Source organism: Acetobacter sp. DsW_54 (assembly GCF_002153575.1).
Lineage (GTDB): Bacteria > Pseudomonadota > Alphaproteobacteria > Acetobacterales > Acetobacteraceae > Acetobacter > Acetobacter fabarum.
In genome coordinates, this window is sequence record NZ_JOPD01000003.1 from 339,223 (window position 1) to 361,406 (window position 22,184).

Consider the following 22,184-nt stretch of genomic DNA (forward strand, 5'->3'; position numbering starts at 1 on the left):
GCCCACGCAACACACTCCACATTCCGCCGCCCGTGCTGGCACACCACTCGGGCGGCAAAAACATGCGCGAACGCACACAGAGCGTTTGAAGCTACGGTGTAGGGATTTGTATTTTAGGGGGGGGGGAGGAATAAGTGTGGCTCCCGAAGTAGGACTCGAACCTACGACCCAGCGATTAACAGTCGCTTGCTCTACCAACTGAGCTATTCGGGAATAATTATTTTACAACCACTTAGCGGCATTTCAGGGCATAATCTTTTTCAAGATGCCGCCCGTCGTGCTGCTGAATGGGTGTATAACGGCAACCCTTTGAGGGTGCAAGACCCTTTTTATATTACAAAATGTTAATCAAACTTCCCCTGTAAATACACTCTGTTTCCGCCCGCACCGTCTCTGCCAAAACCCCTATCTGCTGCCTGTTGGCCAATGCGCTGGCCTGTATGACCTACCCTCGCGCCGCACATTTTGCGCCGCATCCAAACTGGCAGAACACATACCTGCGTACACATCGCCAGAATGTACAAAGAGCTTTTAAAAAACCTTTCCAAAACAACAAACAATAAAAACAATAGTACAGTTTCCTCCTCACCACTGCGGCCATAAGGCTCTGGCATGCTCCTGTTTTTTTGATTTTCTGCCCCCTTAACCGGGACACCTCCGCCAACACGGTGTAAGATAACGCATATGAGCGCACCCGCACCTTCCCCCTTTTCACGCCGTGCCCTGCTCTGGGGGGCCGGAAGTTGCGTTGCCGCAGGTGGCGTTGTGCTTCTGGCGAGCCAGCAGCACCCCCGCAAGCCCCGCAAACAGCCCGACGGTGTTTACCGCAAGCTCCGGATTGCCTGGCCAGAGGCCGCCATGTCCCCCGTGCTGGCAGCAGCACTGGAAAAGAACTTTTTTGCCCAGTACAATCTGGACGTGGACCCCCTGCCCAATATCCACAACGGGCAGGAAGCGCTTGCAGCACTGGCGCAGCAAAAAACCTCTTACGCGCTGGCCCCGGCTCTCACATGGCTTCAACACCTGCATTCGGGGTTGCCGGCTCATCTGGTTATGGGGGTACAGTCGGGCAGCCGCCGCCTGCTGGTGCGGCGGAGCAGCGGCATTACACGGCTGGACCAGCTTATGGGCCGCAACGTGGCGGTGCCAGACCAGAACGCGGCAGACAAACTGTTCTTTTGTATCATGATGCGCCGCAAGGGCATGGATGCACTCAACCACATCAACTGGGTTGACCTGCCCATCCCGCAAATAGAACAGGCTCTGCATGACCAGACAATAGAAGCTGTGGTCACGCATGATCCCGATGCGTGGAGCCTGCTCCAGAACTACGCGGACCTTCTGTACGAACTTGTTGGCAGCGATACAGGCCATTACGCCGCACGCACCAGCCTTATTCTGGGCGTTGCAGACACCGCACAGGACAAGGACCCCACAGCCGCCACGGCACTGGTCATGGCCCTGCGCGACGCGGCCCTATGGGTCAACACCCACCGCGATGATGCCGCAACCCTGATAGCCGATAACGCCGCCGGTCTGCCCGTGGCCAGTGCCCGCAGCATGTTGCGCAACGAGCCGGTTATCCGCCCCCTTGTAGGCCACGGCCTACGTGAGCAAATCGCGCAGTACTGCGATGAACTCCAGCTTGTGGGCATGATGGCCGATGGAGAGGATTCCACCGCCCTTGCCCGTGCCTACACCTTGAATGTTCTGCACGAATAAACGGTTTTTTCTAACCAGCGGCCTGTATCACACACTCAGGCAGAATGACCGGAGCCACTTTACAGGGACCTCCCCTTCCTGCCCCGCCCCTGCCTGCGCGGCAGCCGCACTTCGCTGGCCAACACGCCCAGAATAACCAGCGCGCCACCCGCCAACGCTCTGGCTGGCAGCATATCCCCCGCCAGACGCCCCACCAGCCCGGCCCATACGGGCTCACCCGCATAAATAAGTGTTGCCCGTGTGGGAGAAACTGTTTTTTGCGCCCAGTTCATAACCAGTTGAATAACCGCGCTCATGGCCCCAAGGCCCAGACCGGGCAGCACCCACCACCACGTCAGAGCCGGTACGTGTTCGTGCATAATGGGCATGGCAGCAAATGCCAGCAGCCCGGCAACCAGCAACTGCACGATCGCTACCCGAAAACTGTTAATGGCGGGGGAGGCAAAACGGCTGATCAACACAACTTCCATCGCAATAGCCACAGCGCTGACCAAGGTTACAACCTCCCCAAACTGGAGGTGCATATGGGCTATGGCCTGCGGGCCGGTTAGCAGCACCAGACCGGAAAAAGCGAACAGCACCCCCAGCCACACCATAAGATGAGGGGGTTTGCGCAGGAAAAACCACTGCAAAAACGGCACAATAGGCACATACATGGCCGTAATAAAGGCCGACTGGCTGCTGGAAATGCTCCCAAGCCCCAGAGTTTGCAGCGCATAGCCAAAAAAAATGGCCACCCCCACACAGGCCCCCGCCTGCACTTCCCGCAGGGTCAGGTCCAGCAGCAGGCGGCGAAACAGCAGCATGGAAAGCAGAGCCGCCGTGGTAAAGCGCAGCCCCACAAAAAACATGGGCCCCGTGTAACGCATGGCCGTATGCACGACCAAAAACGTTACCCCCCACAGAACAGTAATGCAGACCAGAGCCATCTCCTCACGCGAGAAGCTCCGGAATACACGTTTCTCCCCCGCAGGTAGCGGCGCGGGCTGGGGCTGGTCAGGCACGTTCAGGCACTCCTGGCCGGGCCTTGGAACCTGCCCGACCGTATGATTACGTTAATCCGCCCACAAAGCGCGCAATACGCTGGCAGGCTTCGGCCAGAACCTCGTCCGAGGTTGCGCAGGACAGACGCAGGTAGGGGGACTGCCCAAAGGCGCTACCGGGTACTGTTGCCACGAACTCTTCATCCAGCAAAGCTGCGGCAAAGTCGTGGTCAGTCTCTAGCAGGCGTCCGGCGGCTGTTGTGCGCCCAAGGCAGGCGGCCACACCGGGATAGGCATAAAAAGCCCCTTCGGGCATGGCGCAGGTCAAGCCCGGCACCGCACGCAGGGCCTGCACCACATTGGTACGGCGGCGGCTGTATGTGGCAACCATGGTCTGTACAAGGTCCGGCGGCCCATCCAGTGCCGCAGTGGCAGCCGCCTGCGCAATGGAACACACGCCCGATGTGGCGTTCCCCTGCACACCGCGCATTGCGGTTAAAAGGTCGGCTGGTCCACCGGCAAACCCCACGCGCCACCCGGTCATGGCATAAGCCTTGGAAACACCATTAAGCGTAATGGTGCGGTCCTTGAGGTCGGGTGCCACGGCGGCAATTGATGCGGAGCGTGCTCCGTCAAACACCAGATGTTCGTAAATTTCGTCCGACAAAATCCATACATCGGGGTAATCGCGCAGGACTTTGGCAAGAGCGGCCAGATCCTCGGCCGGGCAGATGGCCCCGGTAGGGTTGTTGGGGAAGTTCAGCACAACCCAGCGTGTACGGGGCGTAAGAGCCTGCGCCAGCACATCTGCCCGGAGCCTGAACCCGTCCTCCTCCCGGCATGGAGCAAACACCGGCGTGGCCCCGAACATGCGCGCAATCAAGGGGTAGCTGACCCAGTAGGGTGTTGGCACCACCACCTCGTCCCCCGCGTTCAGGGTCGCCATGAAGGCGTTGAAGATGACCTGCTTGCCCCCGTTGGAAACCATGATCTGCTCGGGCGTGTAGTCCAGCCCGTTCTCCCGCGCGAACTTGCGGGCAATGGCCGCCTTGAGCGCGGGCGTACCATCCACAGGGGGGTATTTGGTCTGCCCGGCCAGCGCAGCCTGATGGGCGGCTTCCACCACCGCAGGCGGCGTTGCAAAATCGGGCTCGCCCAGAGCAAGCGAGATAACCGGCCTGCCCTCCGCCTTGAGAGCCCGGGCGCGCCGGGCCATCTCTATTGTTGCGGGGGCTGGCAGGCCATTCAGGCGGTGCGCAAAACTCCGGGACATGGTTTACAGCAGACCTTCACAAAAATTCTGGATCCGGGTGCAGGCGTCCCGCAGGCTCTGCGTATCGGTTGCGTAGGAAATACGCATATACCCCGGATACATGAAGGCCGACCCATGCACGGCTGCCACGCCTTCTTCTTCCAGAAGGGCCGTTACAAAATCCTCATCCGTTTTAAGCAGTTTTCCGCCAGCGGAGGTTTTGCCAAGGCATTTTTCAATGCAGGGAAAAACATAGAACGCCCCTTGGGGAACATCGCATTCCATGCCCTTGGCCTGATTGATCATGCTGACCACCATATCCCGCCGCCCCTGATAGGTATCGACCATGGTCTGGATAAAGTCCTGCGGGCCGGTCAGGGCTTCCACCGCTGCGGCCTGCGCAATGGAGCAGGTGTTGGAGGTGGACTGCCCCTGCAACTTGTTCATGGCCTTGGTCAGTTCCACCGGCGCGCCGGAAAAACCAATACGCCAGCCGGTCATGGCATAAGCCTTGGATACGCCGTTCATGGTTACGGTGCGGCTGCGCAGGCGGGGTTCGACCTCCACGAATGTTGCGGGGCGAAAACCGTCGTACACAAGCTTGGCGTAAATATCGTCCGTAAAAATCCACACATGCGGGTGGCGCAGCAGCACATCGCACAGCGGGCGCAGGTCTTCGGCCGAGTAGGCAACCCCGGTGGGGTTACAGGGCGAGTTCAGGAACACCCATTTGGTGCGCGGGGTAATGGCGGCTTCCAGCTCATCCGCCTGAAGGCGAAAACCGTTTTCGCGCTTGCAGGGCACCACCACGGGTACGCCTTCGGCCAGCGTGACAATATCGGGGTAGGACACCCAGCATGGCGCGGGAATAATGGCCTCATCACCCGGGTTCAGGGTCGCCATCATGGCATTGTAAATGATCTGCTTGCCACCGGTGGAAACAATAACTTCCTCAGGCGTATAATCCAGCCCGCTATCCAGCTTGAAGCGCTCTGCCACGGCCTTGCGCAGTTCAGGCGTGCCGGCCACATCCGTATAACGGGTCTGGCCTGTGGCAATGGCCTTTACGGCGGCCTGAGCAATGTTGTCGGGTGTGTTGAAGTCCGGCTCACCCGCAGAAAGGCTGATAATATTCCGCCCCTCTGCCTTCAGCGCCCGTGCACGCGTTGAAATGACGATTGTCTGGCTAGGACTGATCCTGTTCAGGCGGTCAGCAACAAGGCTCATGGTTTTCTTACTTTCCGACACAATATTTTAAGGCACTCGGCACCTACGCGGGCACAGACCCGGACAAAGGCGGCAAATGCGCTGCTCCGGCGCGCACAGTAATCCTCTTCCGCTCAGGGCGGAACCGGAGATTCCACCTGCTCTGTCTTTTTTGTTCTGCGCGGGCTTTTTCCCTGTCATGCAAATAAGGAGGGCAGTGGGCAGGAACACCTAACCCTGCAAGGGCGCGCTGCCATGGGGAGCCGCCGCAAACACGGCCTTGTCCCGCACCTGCTGGGCACTCAGCCCGCTCTGGCGCATGGCGCGCACGCTCAACGCACCATCACGCTTGGCCAGACGGCGGCCTGTGGCATCGCACAGCAGGGGGTGGAACGCGTAATGCGGGGCGGGCCAGCCCATAAGGGTCTGCAACAACCGGTGCAGACTGGTGGCGGGGCGCAGGTCCTCCCCCCGTGTGACCAGCGTGACGCCCTGCGCAGCATCATCACACGTCACGCACAGGTGGTAGGATGCAGGCACGTCCCGCCGGGCCAGAACCACATCGCCAAACAGTTCGGGGTGGCAGGGGACCGGGCCACAGGCCAGATCATGGTAGATGAGCGGACCACAGGCCCCTGCCCCGCCATGCTCCCCACCACTCCGGGTGCGGGCCAGCGTGCGGGCACACTCCATGGCGCGCGCCATATGCAGGCGCAGCACGTATGGCTGGCCCTGCGCCATACGCTGCGCCCGTGTGTGGGCATCAAGCTGGCGGCAACGGCCGGGGTAGAGCAGGCTGCCATCGGGGGCGGTATGGGGGGCGGAGAACATGGCCGCACTCTCCCGCGCAATATCCGATCGGGTGCAAAAGCATGGATACAGCACACCCATATGTTCAAGCGTGTCCAGCACGGCCTTGTAAACCGCCATACGGGTGGACTGGTACAGAACAGGCCCATCTGGCACCAGCCCGAGCCATGCGAGGTCTTCCAAAAGAGCGGTGGCATAGGCAGGTTTGCAGCGCTGGGGGTCTATATCCTCCATGCGGACCAGCCATTGCCCGCCGGGCTGCGCCAGTTCCCACCCGAACAGGGCAGACGCCACATGGCCCAGATGCAGCGCCCCTGTGGGGCTGGGGGCGAACCGCGTAACCCATTCTGTTTTGCAATGTTCATTGTACTGTAATTGAATAGTCATATTAATCTTACCAGATATATAAAGATGCCAAATATCGGTGACTATTGGCCCGCATTTTCTTGCCACACCTCTTTGTGTCTGCAATAGTCTTGGCGGTAATTATCTCGACGACGCACTTCTGCTGGCGGTCGGCTTGAGTTGTTCTGACCCCTTCGGAACTGTGTTCTCGTGCTAACGAGGAGACACATCTTGGCCGATGGCAGTACTCTAAACTACCCAGCCCTTGTTCTGAATGCAGACTTCCGACCACTTTCCTATTTCCCGCTTTCCCTCTGGGCATGGCAGGATGCCATAAAAGCGGTGTGCCTCGACCGGGTTTCGGTCCTGAGCGAATATGACATGGAAGTGCATTCACCCCGCCAGGCCTTCCGCCTGCCCAGCGTGGTGGCCCTCAAGGACTATGTGCCCGCCGCCCGCAAACCGGCCTTTACGCGCTTTAACGTATTTTTGCGCGACAACTTTTCCTGCCAGTATTGCGGGGAGCGCCACCCCACGCAGGAACTGACGTTTGACCACGTTATTCCCCGCTGCAAGGGCGGGCGCACAAGCTGGGAGAATGTTGTTACCGCGTGTGGCTGCTGCAACCTGCGCAAGGGCCCGCACATGCCGCACCATATTGGCATGCTGCCCCGCCGCACCCCTGTACGCCCCACGTCATGGGAACTACAGGAAAACGGACGGGCTTTTCCACCCAACTACCTGCACAAAAGCTGGCATGACTATTTATACTGGGATGCGGAACTGGAAGGTTAAACCCGCCCACACGGCCTAGCGGGTGTAGGTGTAGCCGTATTCATCCGCCAGTTTTTGCAGGTCCGGTGCGCCCTTCAGGTCAAGGGGGAGCGGCTTGGCCTTGGCCTCGCCCAGCACAAAACCATTATTGCTCATGCGCTGGCAGGTATTGGCCGCCAGTGGAAAACTCAAAAACATGGGGCCAGCCATCTGCTTGTGCAGGCAGCTTATATCCGTATCCAGCATGGGCACACGCCCGATTTCGGATGAACACCCAGCCAGCAGCAAACCGCCCGCCGCCATTACACCCAGAGCAAATTTGTTTGTTTTTTGCGTCACGGACCAGCTTACCTCTGTTTTTGCCTGTCGAGCGGCTTTTAAGCACCGGTTACTCCGGCACACCCCATGGTGCCATGCCTGCCCCCCAACAACCAGAGAGCGCAGCTCACGCCCCCTTTCCGCTGGTTGCATGACACGGCACAATGCCGCTCAGCTTACCTCGTAACCAGCACCACGAATGGCGTCCCGCAGGGAAGAAACACCAACACGTGCGGGGTCATACGTTACCTTGACCTCACCATTGGCCAGATTCACATCCGTACCATCCACACCGTCAATTGCGGCCAGCGCACGTTTTACGGACGAAACACAACCGTCGCATGTCATTCCTTCGACCATAAAGCTTGCTGTCGTCTGGCTCATTGCGTTTGCATCCTTTTTACAAAATTCCATACATGGCGTTTTTACACGGCCATTCTGCTTCTTCCATAACGCAACTCCGCCTTGATGCGAAACAGTGATGTGCAGCCCATACCTGCCCCAAAGCATGATATAAGACCCACATGCCCAACTTTGCGCCCCCTCAACCCGCCACGGAGCCTGCACGCCCCCTCTGGCGGAACAGCTTTATGCACCGGCTTATGCTGGCAACCCTGATCAGCCAGATGGAAAACCGCCTGCTGGCCGAAAACAGCGCCACACAGACGCTGGAACACTGGCTGCGCGAGCACGCACTCCTTGGCGCGCATGAAACCCTGCGCGCCGAGCGTGAAGCCGGTGCCCACAGCCCCTGCCCACCCGACCTGCTGGCCGCACTGGACCTGCCCACCACACAAGGTGGCCAAAGCCTGCGCTACCGCAAAATACGGCTGGCAGGGCACAACCGCATTTATTCGGAAGCGGAAAACTGGTTTGTGCCAGAGCGCCTGACAAAAGCCATGACCGAGGCACTGGAGCAAACCGACACACCCTTTGGCCGTGTTGTATCCCCCCTGCGGTTTACCCGCCAGCTGATCCGGCGGGAAACCCTATGGTCCCCCTTGCCAGAGTTGTGGGAAATGCAGCTCCATCCGCCAAACAGCACAACGGGGGCAGACCCACTGGCTCTGCCCCCGCATCTTTTCCGGCATATTGCCCTGTTACGGACCCATGCCGGCACGCCGTTCAGTCTGGTGGTGGAAACCTACACCCCGCAGGCCTTTACTTTTACTCCGCCCCCTGTGTGTTAAACACCGCACAGGCCAGCAGAGGCAGCACCAGCACTCAGGCAAACGCCTGAGTGTGGGTAAAACTGTTGGGAAGATGCGGGTTACGCATCTTCCCCCATACGGGTCTTGTCCACAAAGGTTTCGGTCGCATCATCCAGCGCGCGGGTTTTGCGGCCGCCGGGGCCATGCACGTACAGGTCATTACGGTCCACCTTGTCCACCGCATCGGGCTGCACGGGCATAAGGTAGCGCGCAGGACGCTGGTGGTCGGCAAGCTGGAGTTCGGGGTTAAAGACCGAGTTGAACTTCCACAACATCTTAACAAAGTTGGTCTGGCCGTTCTTGAGCAGGTTAACCGCAATCCCTGCCGTGTCCTTGAGTGCCTGCCAGCCCATATGTTTGGTGTTGAGCACCTGCTGGGTCTTGACCAGTTCTTCATAAAACTCGGGCAGAGGCAGGGTGGTGGGGAGGACCGCGTGCTGGATGTCAAACAGGCGGTAGTCACGCGTGGTCAGGCGGCGTGCTTCCTTGTGCCAGATTTCCGTCCCCGGATAAGGCGTTGTGACGGAAATGTTCACAATATCGGGAATTTCCAGGCACCACTGCCGCACAGCCTCAAACCGCGCACGATCCCAGGATGGATCGGCAATGATATTGATGGCCACGATCAGCCCTAAAGAGCGGGCATATTCAAGGGCTTCAAAGTTCTTGTCGAGTGAAACACGCTTGCGGAACTGCTTGAGCCCTTCCTCATCCACCGCTTCCAGACCGATGAAGATGTAGGAGAGACCGATCTCGCTCCAGACCTTGAACACTTCCTTGTTGCGCAGCAGCACGTCTGCGCGGGTTTCAAGGTAATATTCCTTTTTAATGCCACGCTTTTTAATTTCGTTGGCAATGGCCATGCCGTGTTCTTCATGCACAAAGGCCACGTCATCCACAATAAAGATGCCGGGTTCCTTGATCTCCTCCAGCTCATCCGCAATGACCTGCGGGCTGGCCGTGCGGTAGGAGCGACCATAGAAGGTCCAAGCCGAGCAGAACGTGCAGTCCCACGGGCAGCCACGGGCAAATTCAATGGAGGCTGCGGGGTCCAGCGTGCCAATAAAGTACTTGTTGCGGTGGCGCAGCAGGTCACGCGCGGGGCGGACCTCATCAAGCGATTTAACAAAAATGGGGGGCGGGCCTTCCCCGTCCAGCGTAATGGTGCCGGGGACTTCCAGAATATCCGTGCCGTTCTGCACCGCATCCAGCAGCAGGCCGACCGTAGCATCGCCCTCCCCTTTGAGAATGCAGTTGACCGTCCCTTCGGAAAGATCAAGCACATCCTTGGCGATAAACGAAACCGAATGCCCGCCAATAAACTGGAACACCTGCGGGAAGCGGTAGCGTGTTTCACGACACAGATCGAGAATTTCCGGCACATTGGCCAGATAGCTGCCCGAGTAGCACACGGCATCGGGCTGGAACTCGTCAACCAGCTTCCAGTAATCTTCGTGCGTTTCGGCCTGAAGGTCGATAATCCGCACGTCGTGTCCGGCATTCCGCGCAGCACCTGCCACCAGTTCCAGCCCCAGCGGCTCCAGCCGCAGGAAAACCTTGGTGTACATCAGGGCGCTGGGATGAACCGCCAGAACTTTCATGACATTCCTTTCTGCCTACTGCGGGCCGGGAATGCGAACGGCATCCCGCCTTGCCCATAACGCTCGAGCATAAGAAATGATTATATAAGAAATGCACCCCATTGCCCTATCCTGCAGCCGGGTATCTCCCATGCGCAAGACGTCTGGCTTGGCGTTTAAGCGCCATTATGGCGGCCCCGACGTATGCGCAAGGCACAACGCCGGGGTGTGACCTGCCAGAATTAGGGCAGGATTTCCGTTTCTGCAAAGAAGAAGCGGATTTCGTTTGCAGCATTTTCCGCGCTGTCGGAACCATGCACGGAGTTTGCTTCAATGCTTTCAGCAAACTGGGCGCGAATGGTCTGGGGGTCGGCCTTTTTGGGGTCGGTTGCACCCATGACTTCACGGTTTTTAGCAACGGCGTTTTCGCCTTCAAGCACCTGCACCACAACCGGGCCGGAGATCATGAAGGACACCAGATCGTTGTAAAAAGGGCGTTCCTTGTGCACAGCGTAAAAAGCGCCAGCCACAGCGTGGGACAGCTGGACGCGCTTTTGCGCAACAATGCTCAGGCCTGCATCTTCAAACACGGCGTTGATCTTGCCGGTCAGGTTACGACGGGTTGCATCCGGCTTGATAATGGACAGAGTACGTTCTTTAGCCATAAGGCCCTCCTTGGGTATAAACGCAGATATCCGCCTTGGTCTGGCGAACGTTCAGCGTTTCCATCTAGAGCATATCGGCGCTGGCTGGTAGGTACCACACAGAATGTAATGAACAATTCCAGAAGAAACGAGACTTGAGTTGAGCCTGCTTGTCATCTCCAACCTTAGCCTGCGTATGGCTGGCCGCGTTCTGCTGGACCAGGCGAGCCTTTCCATCGACCCCGGCCGCAAGGTCGGGCTGGTCGGGCGCAATGGTGCTGGCAAGTCCACCCTGCTGGCCGCCATTGCGGGGGACATTGCCCCCGATGGGGGGGAAATCCGCCTGTCCTCACGCGCGCGCATGGCCCGCGTTAAACAGGAAGCCCCAGCAGATGGCGCCAACCTGCTGGACACCGTTCTGGCAGGAGATACCGAGCGCACAGCCCTGCTGGCCGAGGCCGAACAAGCCACAGACCCCATGCGCCTTGGCGAAATACACGAACGCCTGCGCGCCATAGGAGCAGACAGCGCCCCCGCGCGCGCCGGGGCCGTGCTGGCGGGGCTGGGCTTTAGTGCTCAGGCGCAAATGCGCCCGGTATCGGACTTTTCGGGCGGGTGGCGCATGCGTGTCTCGCTGGCCACGGCCCTTTTTCTGGAACCTGACCTGCTGCTGCTCGACGAACCCACAAACCATCTGGACCTTGAGGCCACACTCTGGCTGGAAGACTGGTTACGCCGATTCGCAGGGGCTGCCCTTATTGTCAGCCATGACCGTGGCCTGCTCGATTCCTGCGTGGACGCCATTGCCCATCTGGAACGCGGCAAGCTGAGCCTGACCCCCGGTGGCTACGAAAATTTTGTCCGAATCCGTACCGAACAGGCGTTGCAGCAGACCCGGCAGGCCGAAAAAATTGCCGCCCGCCGCGCTCATATGCAGTCTTTTGTGGATCGCTTCCGGGCCAAGGCCACCAAAGCCAAACAGGCACAGGCCCGGCTCAAGGCGCTGGAAAAACTGCCCGTGATCGACGCTGTGGTGGAAGATACCGCTGCGCACTTTTCCTTCCCCGAGCCCGAGCAGCTCCCTCCCCCCATCCTGAGCGTCAACCGCGCAAGCGTGGGGTATGAGGGCAGGCCTGTGCTGAGCAACCTCTCCTTCCGGCTGGATATGGAAAGCCGGATTGCCCTGCTTGGCGCCAACGGCAATGGTAAATCTACCCTCGCCAAACTGATAGCTGGCCGCCTTGAGGCACTTTCGGGCGATTTGGAGCGCAATGCCCGGCTCCGGGTTGGGTATTTTGCCCAGCACCAGACCGAAGAACTGCATCTGGACCAGACCCCGATCGAGCACATGGCGCGTGCCCTGCCCAAAGCCACCATGCCGGTTGTACGCGCGCAGCTAGCCCGCTTCGGGCTAGATGTGGACCGCGCGGAAACTGCGGTCAAAGACCTCTCGGGCGGGGAAAAAGCCCGCCTGCTGCTGGCCCTTGCCACGCGAGATGCCCCCCAGCTGCTTATTCTGGACGAACCAACCAACCATCTGGACCTCGACGCGCGTGATGCGCTGATCCGCGCTCTGGCGGATTTTGAAGGGGCGGTGGTGCTGATCAGCCATGACCCGCATCTGGTGGAACTGGTGGCAGACCGGCTGTGGCTGGTGGCCGATGGGCAGGTCACCCCGTTTGAAGGGGATATGGCCGAATACCGCACATGGCTGCTTGAGCGTAGCCGTGCCAGCAACCGCCCCAAACAGGACGCCACAAGCCAGAACAGCCGCAAGGACGAACGCCGCGACCGGGCCGAAATCCGCAAGGCACAGGCTCCCTTGCGTAAAATTATCAAGGATGCGGAAGCCAAGCTGGCCAAGCTGGCCCTTGAGCGCACAAAGCTGGAAGCCGCACTGGCTGACCCGGCTGTGTACGAACCGGGCAAGGCGGCAGAAGTAACCCGCCTGAACACCCGACTGGCCGCCATTGCCAAAGAGGAATCCGAAGCCGAAGAACGCTGGCTAACCGCCGAAGCCCAGATGGAAGAAGACACGGCCAGCGCCCCATAGGCGCAACCCAGCACCTCTCCCTTTCCGGTTGGGCTGGGGGAGGTTTCAGGCCGTTATGGATGTTGTGGAGGTGGTGTAATTCACATCGTTCTCCTCAAGCACCTTGCGAAGAGACTTAAGCGATTCAATGTTTTGCTGGACGTTGAAGACGCCGTTTTTTTCCTGATAATCCAGTAGCGAATCAATCATGGCGTACATGTTGGTTGAGCCACTCACGAGCTTTCCACCATTCACGCCTTCCAGAGCATAACCATCCATCAGAGCCATTGTCACACTTTGGTGGAGCGAAATCTTGCCCTCCAGCGACAGCTCCCGCCGTGCGGATTCCATTTCCTGCGGTGTCATGTTGCTGAAATCCAGCCCGAGGGATTTCCTGTTCTGGCTTTGCTGGGCCGCGCTCGCCGGGCTGTTCAGGATCTGGTAGGGGCTGCTGATTTCCATGCACACACACCTTCAGTATTGATCTGCTTTTTGCACCTGCCCGCTCAGGGTTATAAATAAACAGCAAGCAGGTCGAGTAAAAACCACGGCAATACCTGCGGTAACGGCCCTATGCGCCCTCCGGGCCGCAAAGCAGCCCTTATGCGCGTACAGGGCCTGTTGTTCGGCTTACGCAGCACCACCTTCTGCCAGCGCGGCTTTTCTGGCGTCCAGCGTTTCCACCCGTAGCGAGAGCAGGAAAAGCACCAGCCCCACGAGCGAGAGCGCCATGCCGGCCCAGCCTGTGGCTTCCAGCCCAAACCCCACAGCCAGTACCATCCCGCCCAGCCAGGCCCCAATGGCGTTGGCAAGGTTGAAGGCCGCGTGGTTCATGGAGGCAGCAAGGGTCTGTGCATCGGCCGCCACATCCATCAGGCGGACCTGCATGGCCGGGCCAATGGCAATGCCACCGCCAAGCATAAAAACGGCCAGCGCCGTCAGCCAGACCGAATGTGCAACCAGTGCAAACAGCCCCAGTGCAGCGGCATTCCACAAAAACGCAAAAATGGTTGCCCATTTCAGGTTCCTGTCCATCAGGTGGCCACCTGCCCATGCGCCCGCACACATGCCAACACCCCAGAGCGCCTGAAAAAGCGGCACGCCCCAGAGCGGCACATGGGTCACATCCTGCAATGTCACGGAAAAATAGGTGTACACGCAGAACATGCCGCCACACCCCACCGCCACGGTGCCCATGACGTACCAGACCTGCTTGCGTGAAAACGCACCAAGCTCCGACAAGGCCGAGCGCGCCCGGTTAGGCGCATCATACGGCACCCATGCCAGCACCATAAGGCAGCACGCAACGCCAATAAGGCCAATAAACAGGTAGGACAGCCGCCACCCGAAATACGACCCGGCATAAGTGGCAAAGGGAGCCCCCACCACATTGGCAATGGTCAGCCCCGAAAAAACACGCCCCACGGCCCGCCCACGGTAGCCACGGTCCACCAGCCCCGCAGCAACCAGTGCCGCAACCCCCATAAAGGAGCCATGCGGCAGCCCGGTTACAAACCGCGCCAGATCAAGCATACCCAGCGAGGCGGCCAGTGTGCCCAGCGCATTGGCTACGGCAAACCAGCCCATAAGCAGCACCAGCAACTGCCTGCGCGACATTTGCGCAGCCATGACCGACACAACAGGAGCCCCCACCACAACCCCCAGAGCATAGGCCGAAATAGCCTCCCCCGTGCGTGGAATACTGGCATGCATGCTGTCCGCCATCTGGGGCAGCAGCCCCATTGCCGCAAATTCTCCCGTGCCGATGGCAAAAGTGCCCACCGCCAGAGCGAGAATGGCTTTGGAGGCAGCCGCCAGCCCACCGTCGTTCCCGCCAGACATGTCCGTTTATGCTCCTGCAACTATATAAAGAATTTTCTTCTCACATCCGTGCATGAATGGATAAGAGTACACAAAAAAGTAAGACATCGTGTGCTTACAGATTAACGAACGGACAGCCGTTACACAGCCTCCCCCGATCCTGAAAGAGTTTTCTTGCATGCCATCCGATAGCGGTTCCCCTCCCCCACCCACACCACGGCCGGACTCGCCAGTGTTTGGCCCCGAACATATTGCCCGCATCCTGCGCCTGTCCGTGGGGGCTGTGTGTATGGGCCTGCTCATATGGCTTTTGGGTGATGTGCTTATGGTGGTGTTTGCCTCCGTGCTGTGTGCGGTGGTGCTGTACGGGCTGGCCCGCATCCTGCGCCGCCACCTTGGCGTGTCGCACGCATGGGCGCTCAGCATTGTCGTGCTGGCCCTGCTATCCAGTGCAGCCCTGCTGGTCTGGAACAGTGGCCCCGCCATTGTGAGCGAGGCCATCCGCCTGCAAGAAGCTCTGCGCCAGCAGGAAATGGCCTTACGGGGCACCCTGCAGGGCACGCCCACCGGGCAGATGATCCTCAACTACCTGCCTGCCTCCCTCGGGGGGCACCATACCGGGGGCGATAGTGGTCTGGCCTCGCTTGGCTCACGTATTGCCGGGTCCATGACCGGCATACTGGGCTCTGCCTTTGGTGCCATAGGCACGCTGGTTGTGGTGCTGATTGCCGGGCTGTATTTTGCCATGTCCCCCGCCACCTATGCCAATGGCCTGCTGCGTCTGGTGCCAGAAGAACGCCGCCCGGTCATCCGGCAGTTGTTGCTGCGCGCGGGGCAGACCCTGTGGGCATGGGTTGCCGGCCAGTCGCTGGACATGCTGGTGGTTGGCACGCTCTCGGGCATCGGGCTGTGGTTTATTGGCGTGCCTCTGGCACTGGCACTGGGTGTACTGGCGGGGATGTGTAATTTTATCCCCTATATTGGTGCCATCATGGGGGCTGTGCCTGCCCTGCTGCTTGCTCTCTCGCTCGGCACGCGTGAGACCATTATGGTGGCCGTGCTGTATAGCGTGATCCAGTTTTTTGAAGGCAACGTGCTTGCCCCCGTTATCCAGCGCCATGCTGTGCAGATGCCACCGGCCCTTACCGTGCTCTCCCAGACTTTGTTCGGGGCTATTCTGGGCTTTCCGGGGTTGATTTTTGCTTCCCCCCTTACGGCGGTTCTGCTGGCAATCCTTGATTCCCTCACAAAACCCCTAGCCGAAACAGACCGTATATGAAACATTTCCGCACTAACCCGTGACAAGAACATATATTCCTTGTAAGAATTTGGTAATCCGTTTGGGTAATTGAGGTCTGTCTATGCGTGTTCTTCTAATAGAAGATGATCAAACGGTCCGTAACTTTGTTGCCAAGGGTCTGTCCGAAGCAGGTCATCTGGTGGAACAGGCGGCAGACGGCAAGCAGGGGCTCTCCCTTGCCTGCCAGGATAAGTTCGATGTCATCATCCTCGACCGTATGCTCCCCGGTGGGGTGGAGGGGCTCCATATTCTGGAAACCCTGCGCCGTGAAGGGAACTTAACCCCCGTTCTCCTGCTGTCCGCTCTGGCGGATGTGGACGAGAAAGTCGCCGGGCTTAAAGCGGGTGGGGATGACTACGTAAGCAAGCCCTTCTCCTTTTCCGAACTTCAGGCCCGGCTGGAAGCCCTTGTGCGGCGCAACCGCAACGAGGCCCAGCCCCTGACCAAACTGAGCGTGGGCGATCTGGAAATAGACCTGCTCTCCCGCGCTGTGCGCCGGGGTGGGCAGAAAATAGACCTGCAACCGCGCGAGTTCCGGTTGCTGGAATTTTTAATGCGTCACACCGGGCAGGTCGTAACCCGCACCATGCTGCTTGAAGGCGTGTGGGACTACCACTTTGACCCGCAGACCAACGTGATTGACGTCCACATCTCCCGCCTGCGTCAGAAAATAGACAAACCTTTTGAGCACGCGCTGGTACATACCGTGCGCAACGCCGGGTACATGCTGCAAGAATGACCGGACCAGGCCGATTTATGCAGACCATTTTACGCAAGGTCCGCATACAATCCGTCAGCCTACGTTTTGGTCTTGTTTACAGTGTTCTGTTTATCAGCTCCGCCATACTGTTCCTGTCGTTTGTATGGTGGGGCACCATTGGCCTGCTGGAACAGCGCGTACGCCACTCCATTGCGCTTGATGCCCATGCCCTGCTGACGGAATGGCGGCATGACGGCATTCTGGGGCTGGAAAACCTGATCAGCAACCGTCTGGCGCAGGATATAGACGACAACGCCCTGTACCTGCTGAGTGCACCAGACGGCAAACTGCTGGCTGGCAATCTGGCCCACTGGCCCGTACGGCTCGACCCTACCCAGATCTGGCAGACCCTGCCCGTGCTCCGTGATGGGCAACTCAACCTTGCGCAGGTCCGCGTATGGACGCTGCAAGGCGATTACCTTCTGCTCATCGGGCGCGATATTAGCGAACGCACCCAGATCCAGCGCATGCTCACCGATGCCATGGTCTGGACCTGCCTTATGGTCGGGTTGCTGGCCATTGGCGGGGGCTGGGTTGTGCGCATCCTGTTCCGGCGGATCATCCACTCCATCAACCGTACAACTCTGGCCATTACGCAGGGTGATATGTCCCGCCGGATTCCCGTATCCGGCATGGGGGACGAACTGGACGATGTGGCCCTGACCATCAACCAGATGCTAGACCGCATTACCCGGCTGATGGATGGGGTCAAACAGGTTTCCAACTCCATTGCCCATGACCTGCGCACCCCCATTGCCCGTGCCCGTGCCGAGCTGGAAGATGCCTCCCGCTCCGCCACAAGCGAGCAGGCTCTCCGTGCAGCCATAGATCAGGCCGTGGTCAATCTGGATAACGTGACCGGCATTTGCGAAGCCCTGCTGCGCATTGCCCAGATTGAGGCAGGCACACGCCGCTCGGCCTTTGCCATATTCGATCTGGCCACCACCTTGCGCGACATTACGGAATTGTATGAAGCCGTAGCAGATGACCACGGCCTTAAATTACGGACAGATTTACCCCCCCACCTGCCATTCTGGGGGGATCAGGCCATGTTCCAGCAGGCTTTGGCCAATATTCTGGACAACGCCATCAAATTCTCCCCCCCACAAGGGGCCATAAGCCTGAGCGCGTGGCACATTCCCGCCCCGCCCGCTACGGAGCGTGAGCAGTCAGGCACCATCCGCATTATGGTGGTGGACAAGGGCATTGGCATGAACGAAGCAGACCTTGCCCGGGCATCGGAACGCTTCTTTCGGGCAGAGCGGGCACGCCATACCCCCGGTTCGGGGCTGGGTTTATCCCTTGTGCAGGCCATTGTGGAACTGCATGGCGGCACATTGCGTTTGTCGCACAACAACCCCGGCCTTGCGGTGACTATAGATGTGCCCGCAATACATGATTATCCAGATAAAACCTAAACTATACGTAATATTACAATGATGACGTAAATCTATTAACGTTAATAGATCGTTTTTGGTGGATAGTTTTGTTGAAATAACATGCAATTGCGTCTCTTAGTGTCTCTATGAATTTCCGCTTACCCCTTGTTCTGTCATTAGCTTTGGCGTGCGTTATTACGGGCGGTTCCGTCACCCTTGCCAGTAACACGCACCTGCCAACATCACTGCCGTTTGGCTGGCACTTTTTTCCCGCTCCCAGATTATCCACCCCAGTTGTTGTTACGTCTGACAGTCTCTCCTTCTGCCTTGAACTTGCCCATTTGATAGATTCATATTCAGCCACGAAGTCTTCTGCCTCCGTCTCCAGCCTGAAGGCGGAAGGCATAAACCTTTGCGAAAACGGGCATGTCCGTCCCGGACTGGTGCGCTTGCGCCGCGCCCTACTGAATGCAGAAGGAGCACCATCGTGACTCTCCTCCCATCTTTCAAATCCATGGGTCTTGTGGCTCTGGCTTCGGGCATGGCCGTGCTGGCCCACACGCCTGCCGCCCATGCCGAGGACAACAAAGAGCCTTATACCCGACTGGAAATCCATGCCACGGGCACCACAGAGGCGGCTCCAGACAAGCTGAGTGCGCGCTTCCGGGCGGAAAGCCAGAACAAGAATGCGGCCTCCGCCCAAGGGGGCGTCAATGCTGTGGTCAAAAAAGCCACGGATGAAGCCGCCAAAAATGCCGACATCAAAGCCGCCGTCCTCCAGTATTCGGTGTACGAGACACGGCCCGAAAAAGCCTCCCCCTACTGGACTGCCAGCCAGACCCTGAGCTTTTCTGCCACAGATGGCAAAAACCTGCTGCCACTGGCCGGGCAGCTGCAAGCCAAGGGGCTTATTCTGGAAGGGCTGGACTGGTCACTTTCGGACGAAAAACGCCAGAGCCTGTTTCTGGAAGCCGAGAAAAAAGCCATTATCGAGCTTAAAAAACAGGCCGATACACTTGCGCAGTCCCTTGGCCTCCACGTAGCCCGGTTTACGCAGATCAGTGTTTCCGACCAGGGCTACCCCCACCCTATGCCCATTATGCTCCGGGCTGCTGTTGCCGGTGCAGCAAACGATTCGCTCGATGCCAGCCCCTCCAGCACGGCGGAAACCCAGACCGTGCGCGCGGACCTGCGGGCAACCGTTCTTCTGGAACCCTGAGCAGACCTCTGGGGTCGGGTATCATAGTGGTAAGCTGCGCCCCAAAACCGGGGCGCATAAACGCTGCATAGAAGAATGCACGCACAAAAAAAAACCGCCCGGGGACCAACCCCGGGCGGTTTTTTGTAACCAGTCCAGACAGAAAAATGCTTAGCGCGGTGCCAGCACCATAATCATCTGGCGGTTTTCAAGGCGAGGCATCTGCTCAACCTTGGCCAGTTCATCAATCTCTGTCCGAATCCGTTCCAGGACCTTGATCCCCAGTTCCTGATGCGCCATTTCGCGCCCACGGAAACGCAGTGTGACCTTGACCTTATCCCCGTCGCCAATAAAGCTTTTCACAGAGCGCATCTTAACCTGGTAGTCATTTTCGTCGATGTTCGGACGAACCTTGACTTCCTTGATTTCAATAACTTTCTGTTTTTTCTTGGCTTCGTTGCGCTTTTTCTGCTGCTCGTACTTGAACTTGCCGTAGTCAAGAATCTTTACTACCGGCGGCTCAGCATTGGGGCTTATTTCCAGCAGGTCCAGCCCAACGCCATAGGCACGGGCAAGCGCATCACGCACGGACATAACGCCCGCCATTTCGCCTGTTTCATCAATCAGGCGAACCTGCGGCACACGAATTTCTTCATTCACGCGCGGCCCTTCTTTGCTGGGTGCCGCGGGGTAAGGGGATCTGACTATGGTCGGCTCCTGTAATACATTTCAAAAACAAACAGAAGCACCGTTACCCGGTGCTCCGCCTGCGGTTAGTATGTGCGCAATTCTCCGCTGTTTATCAAGCGGTCCATGCAATAAATCAGGGGCATTGCAGCATTGCCACAAAAACCCGGCCTGCTTCACGCCTTTTTGCGCAGGTCAGGTGGTGTCGCTTCGTGGCTGAGTGCAGCAATGGCCTGATCCAGCGTTAGCACCTCCTGCGCCTGCGAGCCAAGGCGGCGCATGGCCACAGTACCTTCCTCCGCCTCGCGCCGCCCGACGACCAGAATAACCGGTACGCGGCCTACGCTATGCTCACGGACCTTGGCGTTGATCTTGTCGTTACGGACATCCGCCTCAGCCACCAGCCCGGCATTACGCAGGGCCGCGGCAACGTCCTGCGCATAGGGTGCGGCATCGCTGACAATGGAGGCCACAACCACCTGAACAGGTGCCAGCCACAGCGGGAAGCGCCCGGCGTGCTGCTCGATCAGAATCCCGAGGAACCGCTCGAACGAGCCCAGAATGGCGCGGTGCAGCATAACGGGGCGGTGCTTGGCCGAGTCCTCGCCCACATAGCTGGCATCCAGCCGTTCGGGCAGAACAAGGTCCACCTGCAAGGTGCCACACTGCCAGTCGCGGCCAATGGCGTCACGCAGCACGAATTCGAGCTTGGGACCGTAGAATGCCCCCTCACCCGGGTTATATTCGTACTCGACCCCGGCAACGGTGCAGGCTTCCTTGAGTGCGGCTTCGGCCTTGTCCCACACCGCTTCGCTGCCTGCGCGCTGTTCTGGGCGGTCAGCAAACTTGACGCGTACGTGCTCAAACCCGAGATCCTGGTACACTTCGTGCAGCATCTTCACAAACTGCACGGTCTCGGCCGCAATCTGGTCCTCGGTGCAGAAGATATGCGCATCATCCTGCGTAAAACCACGCACACGCATCAGGCCATGCAGTGCGCCCGAGGGTTCGTAACGATGGCAGGCCCCAAACTCGGCCATGCGGAGCGGCAGCTCGCGGTAGGAGCGCAGCCCATGGCGGAAAATCTGCACATGGCACGGGCAGTTCATGGGTTTGAGGGCGAGGGTTTTATCCTCATCCTCCACCGTGGCGACAAACATGTGGTGGCGGTATTTGTCCCAGTGGCCCGATGCCTCCCACAGACCACGGTCCACAAGCTGGGGGGTACGCACTTCCTGGTATCCGTGGCGGGTCTGTGCGCGGCGCATGTAGTCCTGCAACACGGAATAAACGCGCCAGCCCTTGGCGTGCCAGAACACCTGCCCGACGGCCTCTTCCTGAAAATGGAACAGCCCCATCTCCCGCCCGATGCGGCGGTGGTCACGCTTTTCGGCTTCCTCAAGCTGGAGCAGATAGGCGTCGAGTTCCTTCTGGTCGCGCCATGCGGTGCCGTACACGCGGGTCAGCATGGGGTTGCGGTGGTCCCCGCGCCAGTAAGCACCTGCCACCTTCATCAGCTTGAAGGCGGTTCCCACATCCTTGGTGGTGCGCAGGTGGGGGCCACGGCACAGGTCCAGCCACTGGCCCTGCCGGTAGATGGAAATATCTTCCGTTTCCGGCAGGTCACGGATCAGCTCGGCCTTGAACGATTCGCCACGTTCTTCAAAAAACGCAATGGCGGCATCACGCGGCCAGACTTCGCGCTCGAACGGCTCGGCCCGTGCCACGATTTCCTTCATCTTGGCTTCGATGGCGGCAAAGTCTTCGGGGGTAAACGGCTCGGCACGGAAAAAGTCGTAATAGAACCCGTGTTCAATGGACGGGCCAATGGTCACCTGAGTACCGGGGAACAGCTCCTGCACGGCCTCAGCCAGCACGTGGGCGGCATCGTGGCGGATCAGTTCGAGCGATTCCGGGTCTTTTTTGGTAATAAAGCGGACCTTGGCATCGGCTTTTATGGTCTGGCGAATATCGCTGAGCTGGCCGTCCACTTCCATGGCCAAAGCGGCCTTGGCCAGTCCTGCACCAATGGACTCTGCCACCGTAGTGCCCGTAACTGGCCCGTCAAAACTGCGAACAGAACCGTCGGGCAGGGTGATAGCGGGCATAGGTGCAAGCTCCAGAAGGATAGGAAGAATAAAAGCAAAGAGTGTTTAATGGCG

General features: G+C 58.9%; 20 protein-coding genes and 1 tRNA gene. 8 read left to right on the forward strand and 13 right to left on the reverse strand.

Annotated features, from left to right (window positions below; genetic code table 11):
- Positions 1-137 precede the first annotated feature (137 nt).
- Positions 138-213 (reverse strand) — tRNA-Asn (locus tag HK20_RS03300).
- Between the two features lie 471 nt (positions 214-684).
- Here HK20_RS03300 and HK20_RS03305 point away from each other — a divergent pair.
- Positions 685-1,722 carry an ABC transporter substrate-binding protein gene (locus HK20_RS03305; RefSeq protein ID WP_086645630.1) on the forward strand — a complete coding sequence of 346 codons (1,038 nt, stop codon included), beginning with the start codon at positions 685-687 and terminating at the stop codon, positions 1,720-1,722.
- Positions 1,723-1,781: 59 nt separating this feature from the next.
- Here HK20_RS03305 and HK20_RS03310 read toward each other — a convergent pair whose 3' ends face one another.
- The 4 genes from HK20_RS03310 to gluQRS all read right to left on the reverse strand — a co-directional run bounded on the left by HK20_RS03310 (position 1,782) and on the right by gluQRS (position 6,360).
- Entirely contained in the window at positions 1,782-2,726 is a 945-nt protein-coding gene (locus HK20_RS03310) for a DMT family transporter (protein WP_306460210.1), read from the reverse strand.
- A gap of 46 nt (positions 2,727-2,772) precedes the next feature.
- On the reverse strand, positions 2,773-3,978 hold the full coding sequence (locus HK20_RS03315; RefSeq protein ID WP_086645632.1) for a pyridoxal phosphate-dependent aminotransferase: 1,206 nt from the start codon (positions 3,976-3,978) through the stop codon (positions 2,773-2,775).
- Positions 3,979-3,981: 3 nt separating this feature from the next.
- Positions 3,982-5,184, reverse strand: a complete 1,203-nt coding sequence (locus HK20_RS03320; protein WP_086645633.1) for a pyridoxal phosphate-dependent aminotransferase — start codon at positions 5,182-5,184, stop codon at positions 3,982-3,984.
- Positions 5,185-5,394: 210 nt separating this feature from the next.
- Complete coding sequence (gene gluQRS, locus HK20_RS03325) at positions 5,395-6,360, reverse strand: tRNA glutamyl-Q(34) synthetase GluQRS (protein WP_086645634.1); 966 nt, start codon at positions 6,358-6,360, stop codon at positions 5,395-5,397.
- Between the two features lie 189 nt (positions 6,361-6,549).
- Here gluQRS and HK20_RS03330 point away from each other — a divergent pair, with 189 nt between their 5' ends.
- Positions 6,550-7,113 (forward strand): HNH endonuclease, encoded by a 564-nt coding sequence (locus tag HK20_RS03330; RefSeq protein ID WP_086645635.1) that lies wholly within the window; start codon positions 6,550-6,552, stop codon positions 7,111-7,113.
- A gap of 15 nt (positions 7,114-7,128) precedes the next feature.
- Here the strand turns inward: HK20_RS03330 and HK20_RS03335 are convergent, their stop codons facing one another.
- Positions 7,129-7,395 (reverse strand): hypothetical protein, encoded by a 267-nt coding sequence (locus HK20_RS03335; protein ID WP_086645709.1) that lies wholly within the window; start codon positions 7,393-7,395, stop codon positions 7,129-7,131.
- 186 nt (positions 7,396-7,581) lie between these two features.
- Positions 7,582-7,794, reverse strand: a complete 213-nt coding sequence (locus tag HK20_RS03340) for a heavy-metal-associated domain-containing protein (protein ID WP_025826709.1) — start codon at positions 7,792-7,794, stop codon at positions 7,582-7,584.
- 140 nt (positions 7,795-7,934) lie between these two features.
- Between HK20_RS03340 and HK20_RS03345 the strand changes: the two genes are divergently transcribed.
- Positions 7,935-8,600, forward strand: coding sequence for a hypothetical protein (locus HK20_RS03345; RefSeq protein ID WP_086645636.1), 666 nt, complete (start codon positions 7,935-7,937; stop codon positions 8,598-8,600).
- Between the two features lie 80 nt (positions 8,601-8,680).
- Here the strand turns inward: HK20_RS03345 and hpnR are convergent, their stop codons facing one another.
- Positions 8,681-10,222 (reverse strand): hopanoid C-3 methylase HpnR, encoded by a 1,542-nt coding sequence (gene hpnR, locus HK20_RS03350; protein ID WP_086645637.1) that lies wholly within the window; start codon positions 10,220-10,222, stop codon positions 8,681-8,683.
- Between the two features lie 221 nt (positions 10,223-10,443).
- Positions 10,444-10,866, reverse strand: coding sequence for a nucleoside-diphosphate kinase (ndk, locus tag HK20_RS03355; protein WP_086645638.1), 423 nt, complete (start codon positions 10,864-10,866; stop codon positions 10,444-10,446).
- Between the two features lie 139 nt (positions 10,867-11,005).
- Between ndk and HK20_RS03360 the strand changes: the two genes are divergently transcribed.
- The gene (locus HK20_RS03360; protein WP_086645639.1) at positions 11,006-12,898 is read left to right on the forward strand and encodes an ABC-F family ATP-binding cassette domain-containing protein; all 1,893 of its coding nucleotides are present in this window, start codon (positions 11,006-11,008) and stop codon (positions 12,896-12,898) included.
- A 45-nt stretch (positions 12,899-12,943) separates the two neighbouring features.
- On the opposite strand, the gene HK20_RS03365 is transcribed toward HK20_RS03360, so the two are convergent.
- The gene (locus HK20_RS03365; RefSeq protein WP_233129053.1) at positions 12,944-13,339 is read right to left on the reverse strand and encodes a hypothetical protein; all 396 of its coding nucleotides are present in this window, start codon (positions 13,337-13,339) and stop codon (positions 12,944-12,946) included.
- Positions 13,340-13,507: 168 nt separating this feature from the next.
- Positions 13,508-14,719, reverse strand: coding sequence for an MFS transporter (locus HK20_RS03370; RefSeq protein ID WP_086645640.1), 1,212 nt, complete (start codon positions 14,717-14,719; stop codon positions 13,508-13,510).
- 157 nt (positions 14,720-14,876) lie between these two features.
- Between HK20_RS03370 and HK20_RS03375 the strand changes: the two genes are divergently transcribed.
- From HK20_RS03375 to HK20_RS03390, 4 genes are all read left to right on the forward strand, one after another.
- A complete protein-coding gene (locus tag HK20_RS03375) occupies positions 14,877-15,977 on the forward strand; it encodes an AI-2E family transporter (RefSeq protein ID WP_086645641.1) in 1,101 nt (366 codons plus the stop codon).
- 82 nt (positions 15,978-16,059) lie between these two features.
- Positions 16,060-16,737 carry a response regulator transcription factor gene (locus tag HK20_RS03380; protein WP_086645642.1) on the forward strand — a complete coding sequence of 226 codons (678 nt, stop codon included), beginning with the start codon at positions 16,060-16,062 and terminating at the stop codon, positions 16,735-16,737.
- A gap of 17 nt (positions 16,738-16,754) precedes the next feature.
- Positions 16,755-18,176, forward strand: coding sequence for a HAMP domain-containing sensor histidine kinase (locus HK20_RS03385; RefSeq protein ID WP_086645643.1), 1,422 nt, complete (start codon positions 16,755-16,757; stop codon positions 18,174-18,176).
- Positions 18,177-18,624: 448 nt separating this feature from the next.
- Complete coding sequence (locus tag HK20_RS03390) at positions 18,625-19,356, forward strand: SIMPL domain-containing protein (RefSeq protein ID WP_233129054.1); 732 nt, start codon at positions 18,625-18,627, stop codon at positions 19,354-19,356.
- A 150-nt stretch (positions 19,357-19,506) separates the two neighbouring features.
- On the opposite strand, the gene infC is transcribed toward HK20_RS03390, so the two are convergent.
- Positions 19,507-20,043, reverse strand: a complete 537-nt coding sequence (gene infC, locus HK20_RS03395) for a translation initiation factor IF-3 (RefSeq protein WP_059024330.1) — start codon at positions 20,041-20,043, stop codon at positions 19,507-19,509.
- 155 nt (positions 20,044-20,198) lie between these two features.
- The gene (gene thrS / locus HK20_RS03400; RefSeq protein ID WP_086645645.1) at positions 20,199-22,130 is read right to left on the reverse strand and encodes a threonine--tRNA ligase; all 1,932 of its coding nucleotides are present in this window, start codon (positions 22,128-22,130) and stop codon (positions 20,199-20,201) included.
- Positions 22,131-22,184 lie beyond the last annotated feature (54 nt).

Coding starts and splice junctions, on each gene's coding strand:
- HK20_RS03340 (WP_025826709.1), bottom strand. CDS start 7,794: ATGAGCCAGACGACAGCAAGCTTTATGGTCGAAGGAATGACATGCGAC.
- HK20_RS03345 (WP_086645636.1), top strand. CDS start 7,935: ATGCCCAACTTTGCGCCCCCTCAACCCGCCACGGAGCCTGCACGCCCC.
- HK20_RS03335 (WP_086645709.1), bottom strand. CDS start 7,395: ATGGCGGCGGGCGGTTTGCTGCTGGCTGGGTGTTCATCCGAAATCGGG.
- HK20_RS03385 (WP_086645643.1), top strand. CDS start 16,755: ATGCAGACCATTTTACGCAAGGTCCGCATACAATCCGTCAGCCTACGT.
- HK20_RS03380 (WP_086645642.1), top strand. CDS start 16,060: ATGCGTGTTCTTCTAATAGAAGATGATCAAACGGTCCGTAACTTTGTT.
- ndk (WP_086645638.1), bottom strand. CDS start 10,866: ATGGCTAAAGAACGTACTCTGTCCATTATCAAGCCGGATGCAACCCGT.
- HK20_RS03320 (WP_086645633.1), bottom strand. CDS start 5,184: ATGAGCCTTGTTGCTGACCGCCTGAACAGGATCAGTCCTAGCCAGACA.
- HK20_RS03370 (WP_086645640.1), bottom strand. CDS start 14,719: ATGTCTGGCGGGAACGACGGTGGGCTGGCGGCTGCCTCCAAAGCCATT.
- HK20_RS03315 (WP_086645632.1), bottom strand. CDS start 3,978: ATGTCCCGGAGTTTTGCGCACCGCCTGAATGGCCTGCCAGCCCCCGCA.
- thrS (WP_086645645.1), bottom strand. CDS start 22,130: ATGCCCGCTATCACCCTGCCCGACGGTTCTGTTCGCAGTTTTGACGGG.
- hpnR (WP_086645637.1), bottom strand. CDS start 10,222: ATGAAAGTTCTGGCGGTTCATCCCAGCGCCCTGATGTACACCAAGGTT.
- HK20_RS03365 (WP_233129053.1), bottom strand. CDS start 13,339: ATGGAAATCAGCAGCCCCTACCAGATCCTGAACAGCCCGGCGAGCGCG.
- gluQRS (WP_086645634.1), bottom strand. CDS start 6,360: ATGACTATTCAATTACAGTACAATGAACATTGCAAAACAGAATGGGTT.
- HK20_RS03375 (WP_086645641.1), top strand. CDS start 14,877: ATGCCATCCGATAGCGGTTCCCCTCCCCCACCCACACCACGGCCGGAC.
- HK20_RS03305 (WP_086645630.1), top strand. CDS start 685: ATGAGCGCACCCGCACCTTCCCCCTTTTCACGCCGTGCCCTGCTCTGG.